At 66.2% G+C, this 15647-nt stretch carries 15 protein-coding genes; 7 read left to right on the forward strand and 8 right to left on the reverse strand.

Annotated elements, in window-relative coordinates:
• Positions 1–141: 141 nt before the first annotated feature.
• On the forward strand, positions 142–300 hold the full coding sequence (locus tag ACODTB_RS14375) for a hypothetical protein (protein ID WP_382328135.1): 159 nt from the start codon (positions 142–144) through the stop codon (positions 298–300).
• A gap of 13 nt (positions 301–313) precedes the next feature.
• Here the strand turns inward: ACODTB_RS14375 and ACODTB_RS14380 are convergent, their stop codons facing one another.
• The 7 genes from ACODTB_RS14380 to ACODTB_RS14410 all read right to left on the reverse strand — a co-directional run bounded on the left by ACODTB_RS14380 (position 314) and on the right by ACODTB_RS14410 (position 5546).
• On the reverse strand, positions 314–1009 hold the full coding sequence (locus ACODTB_RS14380; RefSeq protein WP_291111952.1) for a DUF1345 domain-containing protein: 696 nt from the start codon (positions 1007–1009) through the stop codon (positions 314–316).
• Positions 1010–1034: 25 nt separating this feature from the next.
• Positions 1035–2390 (reverse strand): sensor histidine kinase, encoded by a 1356-nt coding sequence (locus ACODTB_RS14385; protein WP_291111950.1) that lies wholly within the window; start codon positions 2388–2390, stop codon positions 1035–1037.
• On the reverse strand, positions 2390–3793 hold the full coding sequence (locus tag ACODTB_RS14390) for a CHASE3 domain-containing protein (RefSeq protein WP_291111947.1): 1404 nt from the start codon (positions 3791–3793) through the stop codon (positions 2390–2392). Before ACODTB_RS14390 ends, ACODTB_RS14385 begins: the two co-directional genes overlap by 1 nt.
• An 18-nt stretch (positions 3794–3811) precedes the next feature.
• Positions 3812–4213 carry a response regulator transcription factor gene (locus ACODTB_RS14395; protein WP_291111944.1) on the reverse strand — a complete coding sequence of 134 codons (402 nt, stop codon included), beginning with the start codon at positions 4211–4213 and terminating at the stop codon, positions 3812–3814.
• Positions 4214–4380: 167 nt separating this feature from the next.
• A complete protein-coding gene (locus ACODTB_RS14400) occupies positions 4381–4692 on the reverse strand; it encodes a BON domain-containing protein (RefSeq protein WP_291111941.1) in 312 nt (103 codons plus the stop codon).
• A 113-nt stretch (positions 4693–4805) separates the two neighbouring features.
• Positions 4806–5246, reverse strand: a complete 441-nt coding sequence (locus ACODTB_RS14405) for a BON domain-containing protein (protein ID WP_291111938.1) — start codon at positions 5244–5246, stop codon at positions 4806–4808.
• Between the two features lie 60 nt (positions 5247–5306).
• The gene (locus ACODTB_RS14410) at positions 5307–5546 is read right to left on the reverse strand and encodes a CsbD family protein (protein ID WP_291111936.1); all 240 of its coding nucleotides are present in this window, start codon (positions 5544–5546) and stop codon (positions 5307–5309) included.
• A 220-nt stretch (positions 5547–5766) separates the two neighbouring features.
• Between ACODTB_RS14410 and ACODTB_RS14415 the strand changes: the two genes are divergently transcribed.
• The 6 genes from ACODTB_RS14415 to ACODTB_RS14440 all read left to right on the forward strand — a co-directional run bounded on the left by ACODTB_RS14415 (position 5767) and on the right by ACODTB_RS14440 (position 14451).
• The gene (locus ACODTB_RS14415) at positions 5767–6399 is read left to right on the forward strand and encodes a response regulator (RefSeq protein ID WP_291111933.1); all 633 of its coding nucleotides are present in this window, start codon (positions 5767–5769) and stop codon (positions 6397–6399) included.
• 155 nt (positions 6400–6554) lie between these two features.
• On the forward strand, positions 6555–6719 hold the full coding sequence (locus ACODTB_RS14420) for a DUF1328 domain-containing protein (protein ID WP_291111930.1): 165 nt from the start codon (positions 6555–6557) through the stop codon (positions 6717–6719).
• A 130-nt stretch (positions 6720–6849) separates the two neighbouring features.
• The gene (locus ACODTB_RS14425; RefSeq protein ID WP_291111927.1) at positions 6850–9501 is read left to right on the forward strand and encodes a PAS domain-containing sensor histidine kinase; all 2652 of its coding nucleotides are present in this window, start codon (positions 6850–6852) and stop codon (positions 9499–9501) included.
• Positions 9498–10136 carry a response regulator transcription factor gene (locus ACODTB_RS14430; RefSeq protein WP_291111924.1) on the forward strand — a complete coding sequence of 213 codons (639 nt, stop codon included), beginning with the start codon at positions 9498–9500 and terminating at the stop codon, positions 10134–10136. Before ACODTB_RS14425 ends, ACODTB_RS14430 begins: the two co-directional genes overlap by 4 nt.
• A gap of 247 nt (positions 10137–10383) precedes the next feature.
• Positions 10384–13263 carry a PAS domain S-box protein gene (locus ACODTB_RS14435; protein WP_291111922.1) on the forward strand — a complete coding sequence of 960 codons (2880 nt, stop codon included), beginning with the start codon at positions 10384–10386 and terminating at the stop codon, positions 13261–13263.
• A 27-nt stretch (positions 13264–13290) separates the two neighbouring features.
• Positions 13291–14451 carry a response regulator gene (locus ACODTB_RS14440; RefSeq protein WP_291111920.1) on the forward strand — a complete coding sequence of 387 codons (1161 nt, stop codon included), beginning with the start codon at positions 13291–13293 and terminating at the stop codon, positions 14449–14451.
• A 7-nt stretch (positions 14452–14458) separates the two neighbouring features.
• Here the strand turns inward: ACODTB_RS14440 and ACODTB_RS14445 are convergent, their stop codons facing one another.
• On the reverse strand, positions 14459–15637 hold the full coding sequence (locus ACODTB_RS14445) for an MFS transporter (protein ID WP_291111918.1): 1179 nt from the start codon (positions 15635–15637) through the stop codon (positions 14459–14461).
• Between the last annotated feature and the right edge of the window lie 10 nt (positions 15638–15647).

Here is a 15647-nt window from a genome sequence, read left to right on the forward strand (position 1 = left end):
CCTGTCGCTTTTGTAGGACACGTCCGACGCCCCAAGCCGCCGTTGTCCGGTGGGGCGGCGGGCCAGCCGTCCCTACAGTGGACCCACGCGCGAAGGATGCCCTCCGGAACGCCAAAGCCATTCACGGAGGACCTCATGCACATGCCAGCACCTGCCATCGTGGGTTACCTCGCGACCCTGGTGATCGCCGTGTCGGCGGCAGCGGTCCATCCCTGGTTCGACGTCGAGGCCCATTTCGTGCGGGCCGTGGCGGGCATGAACACCGCCGTCTCGGCCTTGGCCACCACACTCACGCCTTGAGCCTTGGCGGCTCTCAGCGCCCGGCGCTGGCGAACACATTGACCGCCGTGGCCAGCACGATCAGATTGAACGCGAACGACAGCAGGGCGTGCACCAGCGTGAGGTGCCGCATGCCGCGGCTGCGGATGCTCACGTCGGACACCTGCGAGGTCATGCCGATCACCGCGCTGTAGTACAGCAGGTCGAGGTAGTCCGGGTCCTTGCCGTCGGGAAAGCCGAGCCCCCGGTCGGGCGTGCCTTGATCGCCCTGGCTGCGGTAATACACCCGCGCGTAGTGCAGCGTGAACACACCCTGGATCAGCAGCCATGCCCCGGCCAGCGACAAGGCCATGAGCCCGAGGCTGGACGCGCGTTGCCAGCCTTGCAGCGCCTGCGTGGCCTGCACGTTCATCGCCACCGCCACGAGGCTCGCGCAAGCTGCGGCGGTGACCAGCACGAACAGCATCGCGGCACCCGGGTCTTCTCGTTGCGCGCGCTGCTGGGTGGCTCTTGCGTCCAGGCGCGCGGCGAGGTGCCACACCAGGCCCACGTAGGTGGCGCAGTACACGATCCAGGCCATGAGCCAGGGGGCGGGACCGGGGAGGGTGGCCCAGGTGGCGCTGGCGGCGCCCACGAGCACCGCCGGGAGCAAGGCCACCACCTGCCGCTGCCAGGCCGTGAGGTGGGTCAGCCGGTGCGGCAGCGGGTGAGTGGGCCGTGAGCGGGGCATGGGCCGGCGGGAGAGGGTGGCGCGTTCAGGCCCGATCTGCGGGGGTGTCGAGGGTCTTCGCCGGCAGCTCGGCCTCCACCAGGGTGCCCTGGCGCGGCTCGCTGTGGACGTGCAGCTGGCCGCTGTGCGACTCCACCCGCACCCGCATGCCCAGCAGGCCGTGGTGGCCCGCCGGCACGCTGTCGATGTCGAATCCCTGGCCGTCGTCGCGCACCGAGACGCGCACCGTGCCGTCCTCCTGCGCCAGTCCCACCCACACGCGGTGGGCTCGCGCGTACTTCTGGACGTTGGTCAGGGACTCCTGCACCAGCCGGTACACGGTGAGTTCCGCGTCCTTGCCGAGTTCAACCGGCGAGAGGTGCATCTCCACCTCGATGCCCATGCGGCCAGCCGCGTCCTGGCAGAGCATTTCCAGCGCGGGGATCAGGCCCAGCTGGTCCAGCGAGGACGGCCGCAGGTGTTCGATGATGCGCCGCTTCACGGCAATGCCCTCGGTCAGGCGCTGTTCGATGCTGGCCAGGCGCTCCAGCGCGGGAGGCGGCAGGGCGGGCACGCGGCGCAGGCGCGCGATGTCGAGCTTCATCGCGGTGAGCAGGCCGCCCATCTCGTCGTGCAGCTCGCGCGCCACCCGCCCGCGCTCGTCTTCCCGGGCGTTGACGTGGTGACCGGCCAGGTTGCGCAGCGCGGTGGTGCGCAAGGCCACCTGCGTGGCCAGCCGCTGGTGCTCCTCGGCCTGGCGCCGGTCGTTGTCGCGCAGCTGGCGCATGAACAGGATCAGCGCCACCCAGGCCACCAGCACCAGCAGGTGGATCGCCAGCCGGTTGATCATCATCGCGTCGTAGAGCGACACCCGCGCCGTCTTCTGGATCGCGGCGGCGCGTTCGAGCACGAACTCGAACTCCTGGCGCAGTTCGGCATAACGCAGGCGGCCCTGGTCGCTCACGGCGAGTGTCTGGGCATCCGTGCGCCGGCCCTGCTCGATCATGCTCACCCACTGGTTCAAGGTGGCCGTGCGCTCCTCGATCCGCTTGCGCACGTTCACCACCGACACGGTGCGCTTGGGGTCCAGTTCTTCCAGCCGCTTGAACGCATCCTTCTGAACCCCCTCCATCTCGTTGATGGCCTCGCGGTAGTTGCTCAGGTCGGCCTGCTGGGCGCTGAGCATGAAGGCGCGCACCGCGACCTCTGCGTCGGTGAGGGCCTGCAGGGTGCGGGCGGCCTGCTGGCGCGCATCGCTCAGCGTGATGCCCTGCATCAGCGTGGAACGCGAATGCTGGTAGCTCGCTTCGTTGACCACAAGCATGATCAGCGCCAGCGCCAGGATGATGGGCATCCCGAAGCGGTTGCGCGCCACACGTTCGATGGAGGACTTGATCATCATCAGGAGGTTGTAGCACGTGGGGCACCGGGCTGGGCCGGATCGCGCTGGCGCAAGGGCAGGCGCGCCATGACGCGGGTGCCCGAGCCCGGCACGGAGTGCACGCTGAACTGCCCGCCGAGCGACTCGATGCGGTGGCGCAGGTTCCTCAGCCCACTGGCCGAGGTGGTGCCTTGGTGGTCGGCGAAGCCCAGCCCGTTGTCCTGCACCTCCACCACCGCGTGGATGCCTTCCTGGGCCAGGCGCAGCGAAACGATCGTGGCGCTGGCGTGCCGCTCCACATTGGACAGCGCGCCCTGCACCACCGCGAACAGTGCCTGTTCGGACGGCACGTCCAGCGTGACGGGCATGAAGGCCAGGTCGATGGTCATGCCCGTCTGCCGCTCGAACTCGGTGGCGCGGTGCTCGATGGCGGCCTGCAGGCCCAGGTTGTGCAGGGCCGATGGCATCAGCTCTTCCATCATGCGCCGCTTCATCCCGATGCCCTCGTCCAGCGAGGAGCTCAGGTGCCGCAGTCGCTCGATCACTTCCGGGTCGGTGGTGTGCAGCGAGTGGCGCAGCCGCGTGAGGTCGAGCTTGGCGGCGGTGAGCAGGGCGCCCAGGTCGTCGTGCAGCGCGCGCGCCAGGCCGCTGCGCTCGCCGTCGCGCATCTCCTGCAGGCCGAGGTTGAGCTGCGCGAGCTCTTCCGTGCGCAGCCGCACCTGGCTCTCCAGCGAATCGCGCTCCATCTGCAGATGGCGGGCATGTTCGATCTGGCTGGTCTGCAGGGCGGCATTCTTGCGCAGGAAGAACACGTAGGCCAGCAGGCTCAGCAGCGTCAGAACGTACACGCCGACGTGGCCCACCGCCAGCGTGCGGTAGATGTCCGCCCGTTCGATGCCGAGGCGGCGCTCTTCCGTGACCATCAGCACGTCGGCCACCCGGCGCACCCCCTCCATCTTCTCGCGGCCGATGTCGGTGAGCATCAGCCCGTGCCAGGCGGCGTGGGAGCCGGCGTTGTACAGCGCGATGGTCTCGGTGACCTCCGAGGTTTTTTCGCGCGCACGCTCCTGCAGGCTGTCCACCAGGCGCAGCAACTCGGGGTCGCTGCGGTAGTGCTCGCGCAGGCGGCTGATGGCATGGGCGATGTCGGTTTCGGCGGCCTGGTAGGGGTCGAGGTACTGAGGCCGGCCGGTGAGCAGGTAGCCGCGCTGGGCGGTTTCCATGTCGAGCAGGCGGCGCATCACGGTCTGGATGGCGTTGCGCGCGGTGTCGCGCGCGCCCAGGCTGGCGAGGGATTCCAGGGCGCGCTGGTAGGTCCACTCCGCCCCGGCCAGCACCCCCAGCGCCAGCAACACCGCCAGCGCGATGGCCAGCGGGGTTCGCCAGGGTGAGCGGCGCCCGGGAATGGGAGAGGGGGAGGGCATTGGAGGGGCTGGCCGGACCTATTGAAGACCGCCGGGCGCGGTGGCCGAGCCGTCGGAAATGCGTTCGCAATAGGCGATCAAGTCGTCCAGTTCGCACGACTTGTCGAACACACGGTCCGCCCCCAGCAGCGCGCAGCGCTTGCGGATATCGGGCGTGGCGTAGTTGGTGAGCACCACCCGGCGCGCCGGCACATTGGACTCCTGGGCGGCTTTCAGCACACCCAGGCCCGAGCCGGTGACCAGGAAGATGTCGATGATCATGAGGTCGAACCGATCACCTTGTTGCAGCCAGTTCACGGCCGTTTCTTCGTCGCTGGCGTGCCCGACCACCTCCACGTTGGCCAGCTCTTCCAGCGTGGACACCAAGTTCTCATAGATGACCTTGTTGTCCTCGACGATGTAGGTTCTGAGCGGTGACATGGGCAGGCGGGCGTGAGCGTTCCAGGGTATTTCCGGTGCAGGTGAAAACACCCGAGGATGCTTTCACGCACAAACGCAGCCATCATGCCGCGTTTGTGCTCTCCTTCGCCTTCAGAGGCGCTGATTTTGATGTAGGCGGCGTCCTACAGGACCAGCCCCCGTCTCTTTCAGCGGACCACGATGTCGTTTTTCACGGATTTCACGCCGCTGACGTCACGAGCCAGGCGCTCGGCCGCGCTCTTTTCACCGGCGGACTTGGCGAAGCCCGAGAGCTGCACCGTGCCGTTGAGCGTCTCGACGTTGATGGACGTGGCGGCCACGACCGGGTCCTTGGCGTAGGCGGCCTTCACCCGGGTCGTGATGGTGGCGTCGTCGACGTAGGCGCCGACGGTCTGTTGATCGCGGGCCACGGCACAGCCGGTGACCTGAACGACGGCGGTGGCGGCGGCAATGGCCAGCAGGGTGTGCGACAGTTTCATGGGATTCTCCTCAGGGTTTGGGTTCTTGGAGCAACCGGCGAGCCCCCAGGGAGGGCCCGCCGGTGGCGGTGGTGGTCATTTGAGATTCAGAGAGAGATGGGCCTGGGGGCTGGTCAGCCCTTGGCCTCGACGGTCAGGCGGTTTTCCACCTTCACCACGCCTTCGACGGCGGCGGCCAGGACGGTCGCGCGATCTCGGGCGGCGGGGTCGGGTGCGGTGCCTTTCAGTTCCACGTGGCCGTTGGTGGTGTCCACGTCGATCTTGAGCGCACTCAGTTGCGAGTCGCCGGCCAGGGCGGCATTTACCTTGGCGGTGATGGCCACGTCGGCGGCGCCCATGGCGATCTTGTCGGCGGCTTCGTTGCCGGCGGCCTTCACGTCCTGTGCGGCGTTGTTGGCATCGGCGCGCAGTTCAGCGCCCGCTGCCTGGGTCTGCTCCACCGTGCTGTCCATGCGCTGGCCCACGGTTTCGTCTTCCTTCTGGCCACACGCCACGATCAGGCTGGTGGCCATGGCGGCTGCGGCGATGGCCGCGAGTCGGGTGTTGCGTTTCATGATGTTGTCCTTTCAGATCGCCGGTCAGGCCGACGAAGGTGAATGAAGCAAATTCGCAGGTCAGTGCGGCTTGCGGTCGTTGGGAGTTTCGAACCAGTCGTCGCTGACGCGCCGTTCCCAGTCCGCCACCTGGCGTTCGGCTTCGTCCTTGGCCACGCCGTAGCGTTCCTGGATCTTGCCGGTGAGCTGTTCACGGCGGCCGGCCACGACGTCGAAATCGTCGTCGGTGAGCTTGCCCCACTGCTCGACCATCTTTCCCTTGACTTGTTTCCAGTTGCCTTCGATGCGATCCCAGTTCATGGCGACTCCTTGTGGTTGGGTTTGCAGGTACCGGTCAGAAGACCGTGAAGCCACTGTAGGAAATCCGCCGGTTGCCGGATGTCGGGCGGCGGGCCGAGCGTGTGTAGGACATGGCCGATGCGCGGGGTGGGGTTGTAGGAGGCGTCTGACTGCCCCCGGGGAGCCGGCCTGTTAAATTGCTTGCGGCCCACACATAAAAGAAGCAAGCATCAAGGACACCATGATCAAAGTCGGAATCGTTGACGACCACGCCATCGTGCGATCAGGCCTGCGCCAGTTCCTGAGCGAACACGTGGACCTGAAAGTGACGGGCGAGGCCAACAACGGCCGTGAGGCCCTCGAACTCGTGCGCGGGGGCGAGGTGGATGTGCTGTTGATGGACATCTCCATGCCCGACCACAGCGGCGTGGACGCGCTGCAGGCCATCAAGGCGCGCTTTCCCGATCTGCCGGTGCTCATCCTCAGCGGCTTTCCCGAAGCGCAGTACGCCACCACGCTGCTGCGCTATGGCGCCAGCGGTTACCTGAACAAGGACTGCGCGCCCGACGACATCGTCACGGCCATCCGCACCGTGGCGCGCGGCCGGCGCTACATCAGCCCGGCCGTGGCCGAGCTGCTGGCCGACAACGCCGCGGGCGATGCCGAGCGCCCACCACACGAACTGCTGTCCGAGCGCGAACTGCAGGTGTTCCTGCGCCTGGCCAAGGGTGAGACCATCGGCAACATGGCCGAGTCCATGTTTCTGAGCATCAAGACCGTGAGCACCTACCGCACGCGCGTGCTCGAAAAGCTCAAACTCACGAGCAACAGCGACCTCACCTACTACGCGCTGAAGAACGGCCTGATCCAGTAGGCGGCGCGCGCGAAGTGTCGGTGCCGTCCTACGAGACAACGGCGCTCGGGCTTGCAGCTTTCTCGCACCGGGGTCCCTACAGTGAAGGCATCACAACGGTGGTCGTTGTGAACCCACCAAAAGGCCGGACCACCGGCCTCACACAGGAGCCCACCATGCTGCACTACGCCGTGGTTTTCTTTGTCATCGCCCTGATTGCCGCTGTGCTGGGCTTCGGCGGCATCGCCGCCAGCGCGGCCGGCATCGCCAAGCTGCTTTTCGTGGTCTTTCTGGTCATGGCCCTGGTCTCGATCGTGGTCGGCCTGGTCCGAAAGCGCTGACGAGCCATTTCGCTCGCTTCACCGCGACGAGGGCCCGACCGGTGTCTGCCGGTCGGGCCCTCGTTTTTTTGGCCGGTGGCCCTGAGCTGGCGCGCGCCTGAATGTGCCTCCAGGCGCGCACAATACCCTGATGTCTGCGCCCAAGGATTGCCCCACGCCCCGAAGAACGGAACCTTCAGCTATCCGGGCCGCAGTGTGGAGTGATGAACAGGGCTATCGGTTGCTGTTCGATGCCCACCCGCAGCCGATGTGGGTACTCGAGCAGACCAGCAAACGCATCTTGGCCGCCAACGCGGCGGCCGTCGCGCGTTACGGATATTCACACGAGGAGTTCCTGCAACTCAACATCAGGGACATCCGGCTCGCGCCGCAAAGCCAAAGCCAGGCGGGTGAGGAGCCTGAGCGAGAGCCTGTGGGCATCGGTGGTCAGCGATCGACGAAGCGAGAGCAACATCGACTAAAAGACGGCAGCCTGATCGATGTCGACGTTTCCTTCAGCGACCTGGACTATGAAGGCCGTGCGGTGAGCCTTGTGGTGGCCAACGAGGTGACCGCGCATGTGGCGCTGCAGCGCCACGTCGAGCATGCCCTGCGGGAAATGGGGACCGCGCGGGAATTGCTGGACCACGTGATCAATCGGGTGGGCGACGCGATCTTTGCGCTCGACAGGGAAATGCGTTTCACCTACCTCAATGCGCCTGCCGTGAGCCTGCTCCAGCGCGATCGAGCCGAACAACTGATCGGTCGATACATCTGGGACGAGTACGAGCTGGAGCAGGCGCAAGCTTTCCACCAAGCGTACGACAGGGCGTTGCGGTCCCAACAGGCGCAAGTCTTCGAGGCGTTCTATGCGCCCTGGAACAAGTGGTTTGAAGGACGCGTCTTCCCTTCGCCAGAGGGGATTTCGATCTTCTGCAACGACATCACGGAACGCAAGGCGTTCGAACGCCGGCTGCTCGACCGCGAGCGTGATTTCCGTCTGCTGGCCGAGCAGACGCCGGCGATGATCTACCGGGCGTCTCTCGAACCCCCGTATCGCACGTTGTATGTCAGCCCGTCCATCCGCATCCTCGGCTACACAGTGAGCGAATGGATGGCCGATCCGCTGATGTGGACCAAGGCGCTTCACCCCGACGATTGCGAACGCGCGGTGGCTGCGTTGTCGGATGAATACGTGGACGGTATCGACCACCAGATTCAGTACCGCTTGCGCGACGCACAGGGCAATTGGCGCCATTTTCGCGACCGTTCCTGCCGGATCGATCCTGCCGATGGGAGTCCTGCTTATGTGCAAGGCATCGCGCTGGATGTCACGGATCTGGTGGAGAGTGAACAGGCTTTGCGCGAAAGCGAAGCCAGTTTGCGACGCAGTGAGCAGCGTTATCGACTGGCTGCGGCCAGCGGTCAGGTGTGGGACTGGGACATGTTGAGCGACAGACTCAGCTTCAGCGACGATTTCTGGCGGCAGCTTGGGTTTGAACCGTTTTCGGCTTTGGACTATCGCAGCAGCCGCCTGGCTGCCATGATCCATCCCGAGGACCTGGTTCGGCATCATCATGCGATGCACCGCCATCTCAAGAACCGGGAGCCGTTCGATCTGGAGATTCGCATCTGCGATGCGTGGGGCGAATGGCGCTGGATGCATGTTCGTGGACTGGCCGAATGGAGCGACGCAGGGCGGGCCGTCTACATGGCCGGCACGACCGTCGACATCACGCCGCGCAAGAGGGCCGAGGCGGCACTGCGTGAATCCGAGGCCTACCGGCGCAGGCTGTTCGAGCAACTGGCCGACGGCGTGCTGCTGATCGACTCCGGCAACCGCATCCTGGACGCCAATCCGCAAGCCATGACCATGCTCGGCTACGCCAGTGAGAGCCTGCTCAACCTGCCGCTGCAGGCCTTGCTGGCGGACCAGCAGTCGACCGTCCCGCCCGACACACTGAAGACCCAGCCATTCGATACAGGTCCGCTGGCGGAATGGAACGTCGTACGTCGGGATGGCACTGTTGTGCCGGTGGAGGTGAGCACGCGTGCGCTCGACAGCACCCGCTGCATCGCCGTGCTGCGCGACATCACCGATCGTCGCGCAGCGCAGACAGCGCTGATCACCCACCAGTTTGAACTCTCCGAACTCAATCAGCGGCTGATGCAGCAGGAGCGGATCACCACCCAACGCCTTGCCCAGGCGCTGCACGACAACCTTGGCCAGTCTCTGGCGGTGGCTCGCCTGAATCTCGACACCTTGCTGATCATGGCGGGCGAGACCTTGCCGCCCGTGCTTGCGGAACAGTGTCAGCATCTCTCGGGTGTTCTGGCGCAAGCGGTGCGGGATGTGCGCAAAGTGCTGGCCGACCTGCGGCCACCCCTGCTCGAGGAACAAGGCCTGGCGGCCGCGCTGGACAACGAAATCCGGGGCGCGTTGTCGGCCTCGGGCCCCGACGTGCTGCTGGAGGTTGTCGATGGGCTGTATCGCCAGCGGTGGCCCTCCGACGTGGAGTACAGCGCTTTCATGGTGGCGCGCGAAGCCGTCGCCAACGCCCGGCTTCACGCACATGCGTCGCTGATCCGGGTGGTGCTGGAAGGTGATGCGAACCGGCTCAATGTGCACGTCGTTGACGACGGTGTGGGCATCGCCCCGAACATGCAGCTCGGCCGACCCGGCCATCTGGGCATCGTGGGCATGCGGGAGCGGGCCATCTCCATCGGCGCGCGCTGTTCCATCACCGCAGAAACAGGTGGCGGCACACGCGTCAGCCTTAGCTGGAAGGCGCCTGGACCATGAGCAACATCTACCTGGTCGACGACCACACACTCATGCGTGACGGATTGCGGGCACTGCTGGAAGCCGCCGGACATTGCGTGGTGGGCGAGTCGGCTGACCCGACGCGAGCGCTGGCCCAGCTGCGCGAGCTTGGGCCGGTGGTGGTTCTGCTCGATCTGAACCTGGACCAGCGCTCAGGTTTCGAGTTGCTGACCGAGCTGCAGCGCCGGGCGCCGGAGGTGCGCTCGATTGTGCTGACCATGTCGGCTCAGCCGCGCCATGTGGCTGAGGCGCTGAGGCTGGGTGCGGCTGGATATGTGCTCAAGGGATCGCCCGCCTCCCAGCTGCTGCAAGCGGTCGATGCCGTGAGCAAGGGGCAACGATTCCTGGGGCCCGATGTGGCCGAGCTCGCCGTGCAGGGGTTCACCGCGCCGGGTGACGACGCCCTGGACACGCTCTCGGTGCGTGAGCGCCAGATCGTGCTGATGGTGGTGCAGGGGCAGTCCAGCGCGGAGATCGGGCGCGCACTGCACCTGTCGCCCAAAACGGTGGACTCGTACCGCAGCCGCATCATGGCAAAGCTTGGCGCGCCTGACGTGCCAGCCCTTGTGCGCTTCGCCATCCGCAACGGCCTGATCGATGCGGGGGGCGCCTGATCCGTGGCGCCATCCCCGCATCGTCTTGCGCGATAGCAAACACAGACGAACGCAACACGATCGACCCCCCGGGCCGCATCGAGAACTCCCCACAGACCGCGAGCAGCGGTCTTTTTAAAGTCCATCGCAGATGTGGGTCGGTGTATCCGACCTTCCCTTGGACGGCATGCGGATGCGCAAAAGAACGTGTTCTGACGCATTCGCAGCTATGGCCGCGTGCCCTCTGCAACCCCATTGATGCCACCTCATGCAATCCGCTACCCTGTCCCCCGGCGAGTCCCGGCGTCTGGACATCCTGGACTCCCTGGGCGTGCTCGACACGCCAGCCGATCCCGTGCTCGATGGCATCGTGCGGGCTGCGGCCCAATTGATCGGTTGCCCTGTCTCGCTGCTGAGTCTGGTCGATGAACGGCGCCAGTGGTTCAAGGCGCGCCATGGTCTGAATGCGGAGCAGACCCCGCGCGAACAGGCGTTTTGTGCCCACGCCATCCAGCAGACCGACTTGTTCGAGGTGAACGACGCTCGGCTGGACGCGCGGTTCGCCGACAACCCGTTGGTGACTGGCGAGCCCCACGTGGTCTTCTACGCCGGCGTTCCGCTGTCTGTGGAAGGTCATGCCATGGGTACGCTGTGCGCGATCGACCGCCGCCCGCGCCAGCTGTCCGACGTGCAGCGCCAGACGCTGAAAGACCTCGCGCGCGCGGCCGAGCATTGGCTGCAAACGCAGAGGGCCGATGCCGAGCGCCGCAATCTGTTTGACCAGATGGGCGACGGGATCCTGCTGGTCGATCGCACCCACCGTGTGATCGAAGTGAACCGCGCAACCGCGCGCATGCTCGGTCACCGCGCCGTTGAATTGCGGCAGATGCACCTGCGCGAGCTGTTGCCTGCAGGCGAACACACCCGCCTCGCGCGCGCGACGCTGCGGGTGCTCAAGGGCGGCGAGCAACTGGCCGACTGGCGGGTGTTGCGGCGCGATGGCAGCTGCTTCATGGCGGAGGTCAGTGTCCGGATGGTGGGGCAGCAGCGTTTTGTGGTGGTCATGCGCGACATTTCACAGAGGCATTCGCAGGAGCAGGAGGTGCGGCTGCTCTCCATGGCGGTCGAGCAAAGCGCGCAAAGCATCGTGATCACCGACCTGAACGCCAACATCGAATACGTCAACGCCGCGGCGCTGACGAGTTCGGGTTACACCATGCGGGAAATGCTGGGGCGAAATCCGCGCATGTTGCAGTCGGGCAGGACGCCGCGGGAGACCTATGCCCAGATGTGGCAGCAGCTCACCGCGGGCAAGGCATGGCACGGTCTGCTCTTCAACCGTCGCAAGGATGGCGTGGAGTACGTCGACGCCGCAACGATCACCCCCATTCGAGACGCTCGAGGGACTGTGACCCAGTACCTGGCCCTGATGCTGGATGTGACAGAGAAGCGGCGCCTGACCGAAGAACTGGAGCGCCATCAGACCCACCTGGAAGATCTTGTTGAGCAGCGCACGGCGGCGCTGGTGGACGCGCGCCGTGCAGCCGAGGCTGCCAGCGAAGCCAAGAGCGCGTTTCTCGCCACCATGAGCCACGAGATTCGAACGCCCATGAATGGCGTGGTGGGCAGTCTCGATTTGCTGCAGCACTCGGGGCTCTCGGCCTACCAGCGAGATCTGATCGATACCGTCAACGAATCGGCGCTGGGTCTGCTGACCATCATTGATGACATCCTGGATTTCTCCAAGATCGAGGCGGGTCAGCTCAAGCTGCAAACCGAAGCTGTTTCGCTGGAGCGACTCACCGACAGTGTGTGCAACGCCTTGCGCCTCACGGCCACGTCCCATGGCGTCGATCTGCGGGTGGATGTGGCACCGGGCTTGCCCGACTGGATCCTGAGCGACGAGACACGGCTGCGCCAGATTCTCAACAACCTGCTTGGCAACGCCATCAAATTCTCGGCTGGCATAGGTCGAGCAGGCCGGGTGGAGCTTCGGGTGCAGCCGTGCGGGCCAGACTTGCCGGGGCACCTTCAGTTGAGCGTGACCGACAACGGCATCGGCATGAACCCGGAGGTGCTGCAGCGCATCTTCCAGCCCTTCGTGCAGGCCGAAAGCGCCACCACGCGGCGTTTTGGCGGCACCGGGCTGGGTTTGTCGATCTGCAAGCGGCTGGCCGATTTGATGGGGGGGTGCGTCAAGGTCGACAGCGAGGCGGGCCAGGGCTCCACCTTCACCGTGACCTTGCCTTTCCAGTCCACGTCGGCCCCCGAGCCCGTGGCCGATGACAAACCTGCCATGGTCACGCGCACCGGGCCGCACTTCGTGCCATCCGGCGGCCCGCTGGTGTTGGTGGCCGAAGACAATTCCGTCAACCAGAAGGTGATCGGGCACCAGCTCGCGCTGTTGGGGTTGGCGGTGGAGATGGTCGGTGACGGACTCGAAGCCTTGGCGCTTTGGCGCGCGGGCCGGGCCACCCAACGCCATGCGTTGCTGCTCACCGATCTGCACATGCCGGGTATCGACGGTTACACGCTGGCCACCACCATTCGCAGCGAGGAAACGGGTGGATCGCGTCTCCCGATCGTGGCCTTGTCGGCCAATGCCTTGCATGGCGAGATCGAACGCTGCCGTTCGGCCGGCATGGATGATTACCTCAGCAAACCGGTTCGGACGGACCAGTTGGGCGAGATGGTCAGGCGTTGGCTGCCGTCGGATGGGGCACCAGCCCTGGCCTCGTTTGGCGCTTCGGACTGTGAAGAAGTGGATGTGGTCGAAGTCGAGCTCGGCCACTGCATCTACGACGAACAGGCGCTGGAGCGTCTGGTCGGCGAAGAGCCCGGGCTGCTGGCCGAGTTCCGCCAGCGTTTCATGGTTTCTGCCCTGAACACCGTGGACGAGATGCGCCGCGCCGCCGGCGACGGCAACACGGCCACCCTGTCCGGCCTGGCTCACCGCCTCTCGTCCTCCTGTCGCATGATCGGCGCCGTGGCGCTGGGCGAATGCTGCAGCCGCATCGAGCGCGCTGGCCCCGGCAGCAGCCCCAGCGAGATGCACAGGCTCATGGCCCAGCTGGAAGACGCGCTGGCGCATGTCATGACCCGCTTGTCCGGTCACGAGGAATGGCAGCGTTCAAACGCTGCCGATTGAGCCGAACCAACCAACCCGGACCTGACGATGAAGCACAAAGACGCGCGCATCCTCGTTGTCGGCGACAACGCCGTGGATGCAGAACAGGTCTGCGGCATGCTGCGCAGTCGTTACCCACTCACCGAGGGCACGACAGATCCGATGAAGTCGGACGCGGTATTCGACCGGCTGAAGCCGCAACTGCTGGTGCTGGCCTTCAAGTCACTGGAAGCCTGTGAGCGCTTCTACCTGGGCCTGTATCGGCGCAGCGAGGTGATCCAGTCGCTGGCACACCGCACGCTGCTGCTGTGCGACAAGGAAAGCATGCACCGCGCCTTCGATCTCTGCATGCAGGAGGTGTTTGACGACTACGTGCTGTTCTGGCCCCTGGTGCACGACGCCAGGCGGTTGCCCATGTCGGCGCACCTGGCGCTGTGCGCCCTGGACCAAGAGCAGGCGCTTGAACCGCTGTCCGAGTTGGCTACCCTGGCCCGACGTGCCGAGGCGCTGGAGGAGCAGCTCGCGCAGCAGGTGAAGCTGGGTCGGGTGCACGCGAAGAACGCGCAAAGCTCCGCGCGCATGGCCCAGGTTTCGGTCAGCCGCGCGATGGGGGGCCTGTCCGAACGCATCCTGGCCAACGGCCTGGACAACGCTCTGACGGTGCGCGACGCCTCGCGCGTGAAGCAGGCCTTTGGCGATCTGCAGCGCGAGTCCTTGATTCCCACGCTGGAACACGTGGTGCGGGCGGCCCAACCGGTGCACGATTGGGTGGACACGATCACCAGCGAACTGGCCGAACCACTGAGAGCCACCCAGGCGATGGTGCACCGCGCCAAACTGAGTCGCCCGCAGCTGCTGGTCGTGGATGACGATGTGTTCATGCGCCGCTTGCTCAAACAGGTGCTGAACAGCGCGCAATACGACGTCGAAGCGGTGGGCACCGCGGCAGATGCCCAGCTGTTTCTGGCCACGAACCGGCCAGACCTGATCCTGATGGACGTCTTGTTGCCGGACTCCAACGGCATCTTGCTCACGCGCGATTTCAAGGCCAGCAAGTCCAACGTGGGCGTTCCAGTGATCATGATCACGGGCCAGATCGAAAAGGAGGTGATCGTGGAAAGCCGCAAGGCGGGCGCCGTGGGCTTCGTGGCCAAGCCGTTCAACCGCGACCTTCTGCTGAAAAAGGTGGCCAAGCACCTGGCGCACTGAGGCCGTCTCAGGCGTGTCGAGCTTCCTCGCACCACAGCGGCCACAGGGCCCACAGGCCCAGCGCCGGGCCGATCGCCAGCCAGGGCAGCAGCGCCCCCAGCGCCACGTGTTCGGCGAGCGAGACGAACAGCAGGATGCTCACGATCGAAATGCCGAAGCCGATGCTGTTGGTGAGCGTCAGCACGCTGCCCACGGCCTGGGGCGGCGCGTTGCGCGCGGTGAGCGTGGAGAACTGCGGCGAGTCGCCCGAGACCGTGATGCCCCAGAGCACCAGCCAGGCGAAGAACAGCGCCGTGGGCGCGCCGATGGCCCAGGGTGCCGCGAGGCAGCAGGCGCCGCTGAGCGCGAGCTGCGTGCCCGCCACCCGCGCGCTGCCCCAGCGCGGCGCGAGCCAGCCCCCGCCCGCGCAGCCGATCGCGCCCGCGCCCAGCACGAGGAAGGCGGTCCACGAAAGCGCCGTGCCCTCGAAGCGCGTGGCCAGCACCAGCGGCACCATCACCCACATGGTGTAGAGCTCCCACATATGGCCGAAGTAACCGAGCACCGAACTGCGCACACGCGCATCCGTCCACATCGTGGCCAGGGCGCGCCATTGCAGCGTGGTCACGCGCTGGGCCGCGCCGGGCGGATCGCTGGTGCCGAAGTACAGCAGCAGGCCGCCCGCGGCGGCCAGCGCCGCCACGCCCAGCATGAGCGTGGGCCAGGGCAGGGCGCCGCTGAGCGCGCGCAGCGCGTGCGCGCTGGCCGAGCCCAGCACCAGCGCCCCGATCAGCAGGCCCAGCGCACCGCCCAGGCCGCGCGTGTACCACTGGGCCGCGATCTTCATGCCCACCGGGTAGATCCCGGCCAGGAAGAAGCCGGTGGCGAAACGCCAGGCCAGCAGCGCGGTGGGGTCGCGCACCATCCACCAGGCCCCCACGGTGCAGGCTGCGCCGGCCAGCGAGCACACGAGGAATACGCGGCGCGGCGCGAACCGATCGGCGATGGCCAGCAGCGCGAACAACAGCGTGCCGGCGATGAAGCCGAACTGCAGCGCCGAGGTGAGCGTGCCCACGGTGCTGGTGGGCCAGCCCAGCTCGTGCTGCAGATCGGGCATGACGGCGTTGACCGCGAACCAGAGCGAGGTGCCCAGGAACTGGGCCAGCACCAGCACGGGCAGGATGTGGCGCGGAACGGGGTGGTTCATGCCGGTCTCA

This window comes from Hydrogenophaga sp. FG152 (assembly GCF_057809615.1).

What these genes read in the sequence shown, in the direction of transcription:
- ACODTB_RS14390 (WP_291111947.1), bottom strand. Translation starts at nt 3,793, where the DNA reads ATGCCCTCCCCCTCTCCCATTCCCGGGCGCCGCTCACCCTGGCGAACC.
- ACODTB_RS14400 (WP_291111941.1), bottom strand. Translation starts at nt 4,692, where the DNA reads ATGAAACTGTCGCACACCCTGCTGGCCATTGCCGCCGCCACCGCCGTC.
- ACODTB_RS14425 (WP_291111927.1), top strand. Translation starts at nt 6,850, where the DNA reads ATGTCTGCGCCCAAGGATTGCCCCACGCCCCGAAGAACGGAACCTTCA.
- ACODTB_RS14445 (WP_291111918.1), bottom strand. Translation starts at nt 15,637, where the DNA reads ATGAACCACCCCGTTCCGCGCCACATCCTGCCCGTGCTGGTGCTGGCC.
- ACODTB_RS14415 (WP_291111933.1), top strand. Translation starts at nt 5,767, where the DNA reads ATGATCAAAGTCGGAATCGTTGACGACCACGCCATCGTGCGATCAGGC.
- ACODTB_RS14380 (WP_291111952.1), bottom strand. Translation starts at nt 1,009, where the DNA reads ATGCCCCGCTCACGGCCCACTCACCCGCTGCCGCACCGGCTGACCCAC.
- ACODTB_RS14410 (WP_291111936.1), bottom strand. Translation starts at nt 5,546, where the DNA reads ATGAACTGGGATCGCATCGAAGGCAACTGGAAACAAGTCAAGGGAAAG.
- ACODTB_RS14375 (WP_382328135.1), top strand. Translation starts at nt 142, where the DNA reads ATGCCAGCACCTGCCATCGTGGGTTACCTCGCGACCCTGGTGATCGCC.
- ACODTB_RS14405 (WP_291111938.1), bottom strand. Translation starts at nt 5,246, where the DNA reads ATGAAACGCAACACCCGACTCGCGGCCATCGCCGCAGCCGCCATGGCC.
- ACODTB_RS14420 (WP_291111930.1), top strand. Translation starts at nt 6,555, where the DNA reads ATGCTGCACTACGCCGTGGTTTTCTTTGTCATCGCCCTGATTGCCGCT.
- ACODTB_RS14440 (WP_291111920.1), top strand. Translation starts at nt 13,291, where the DNA reads ATGAAGCACAAAGACGCGCGCATCCTCGTTGTCGGCGACAACGCCGTG.
- ACODTB_RS14385 (WP_291111950.1), bottom strand. Translation starts at nt 2,390, where the DNA reads ATGATGATCAAGTCCTCCATCGAACGTGTGGCGCGCAACCGCTTCGGG.
- ACODTB_RS14395 (WP_291111944.1), bottom strand. Translation starts at nt 4,213, where the DNA reads ATGTCACCGCTCAGAACCTACATCGTCGAGGACAACAAGGTCATCTAT.
- ACODTB_RS14430 (WP_291111924.1), top strand. Translation starts at nt 9,498, where the DNA reads ATGAGCAACATCTACCTGGTCGACGACCACACACTCATGCGTGACGGA.
- ACODTB_RS14435 (WP_291111922.1), top strand. Translation starts at nt 10,384, where the DNA reads ATGCAATCCGCTACCCTGTCCCCCGGCGAGTCCCGGCGTCTGGACATC.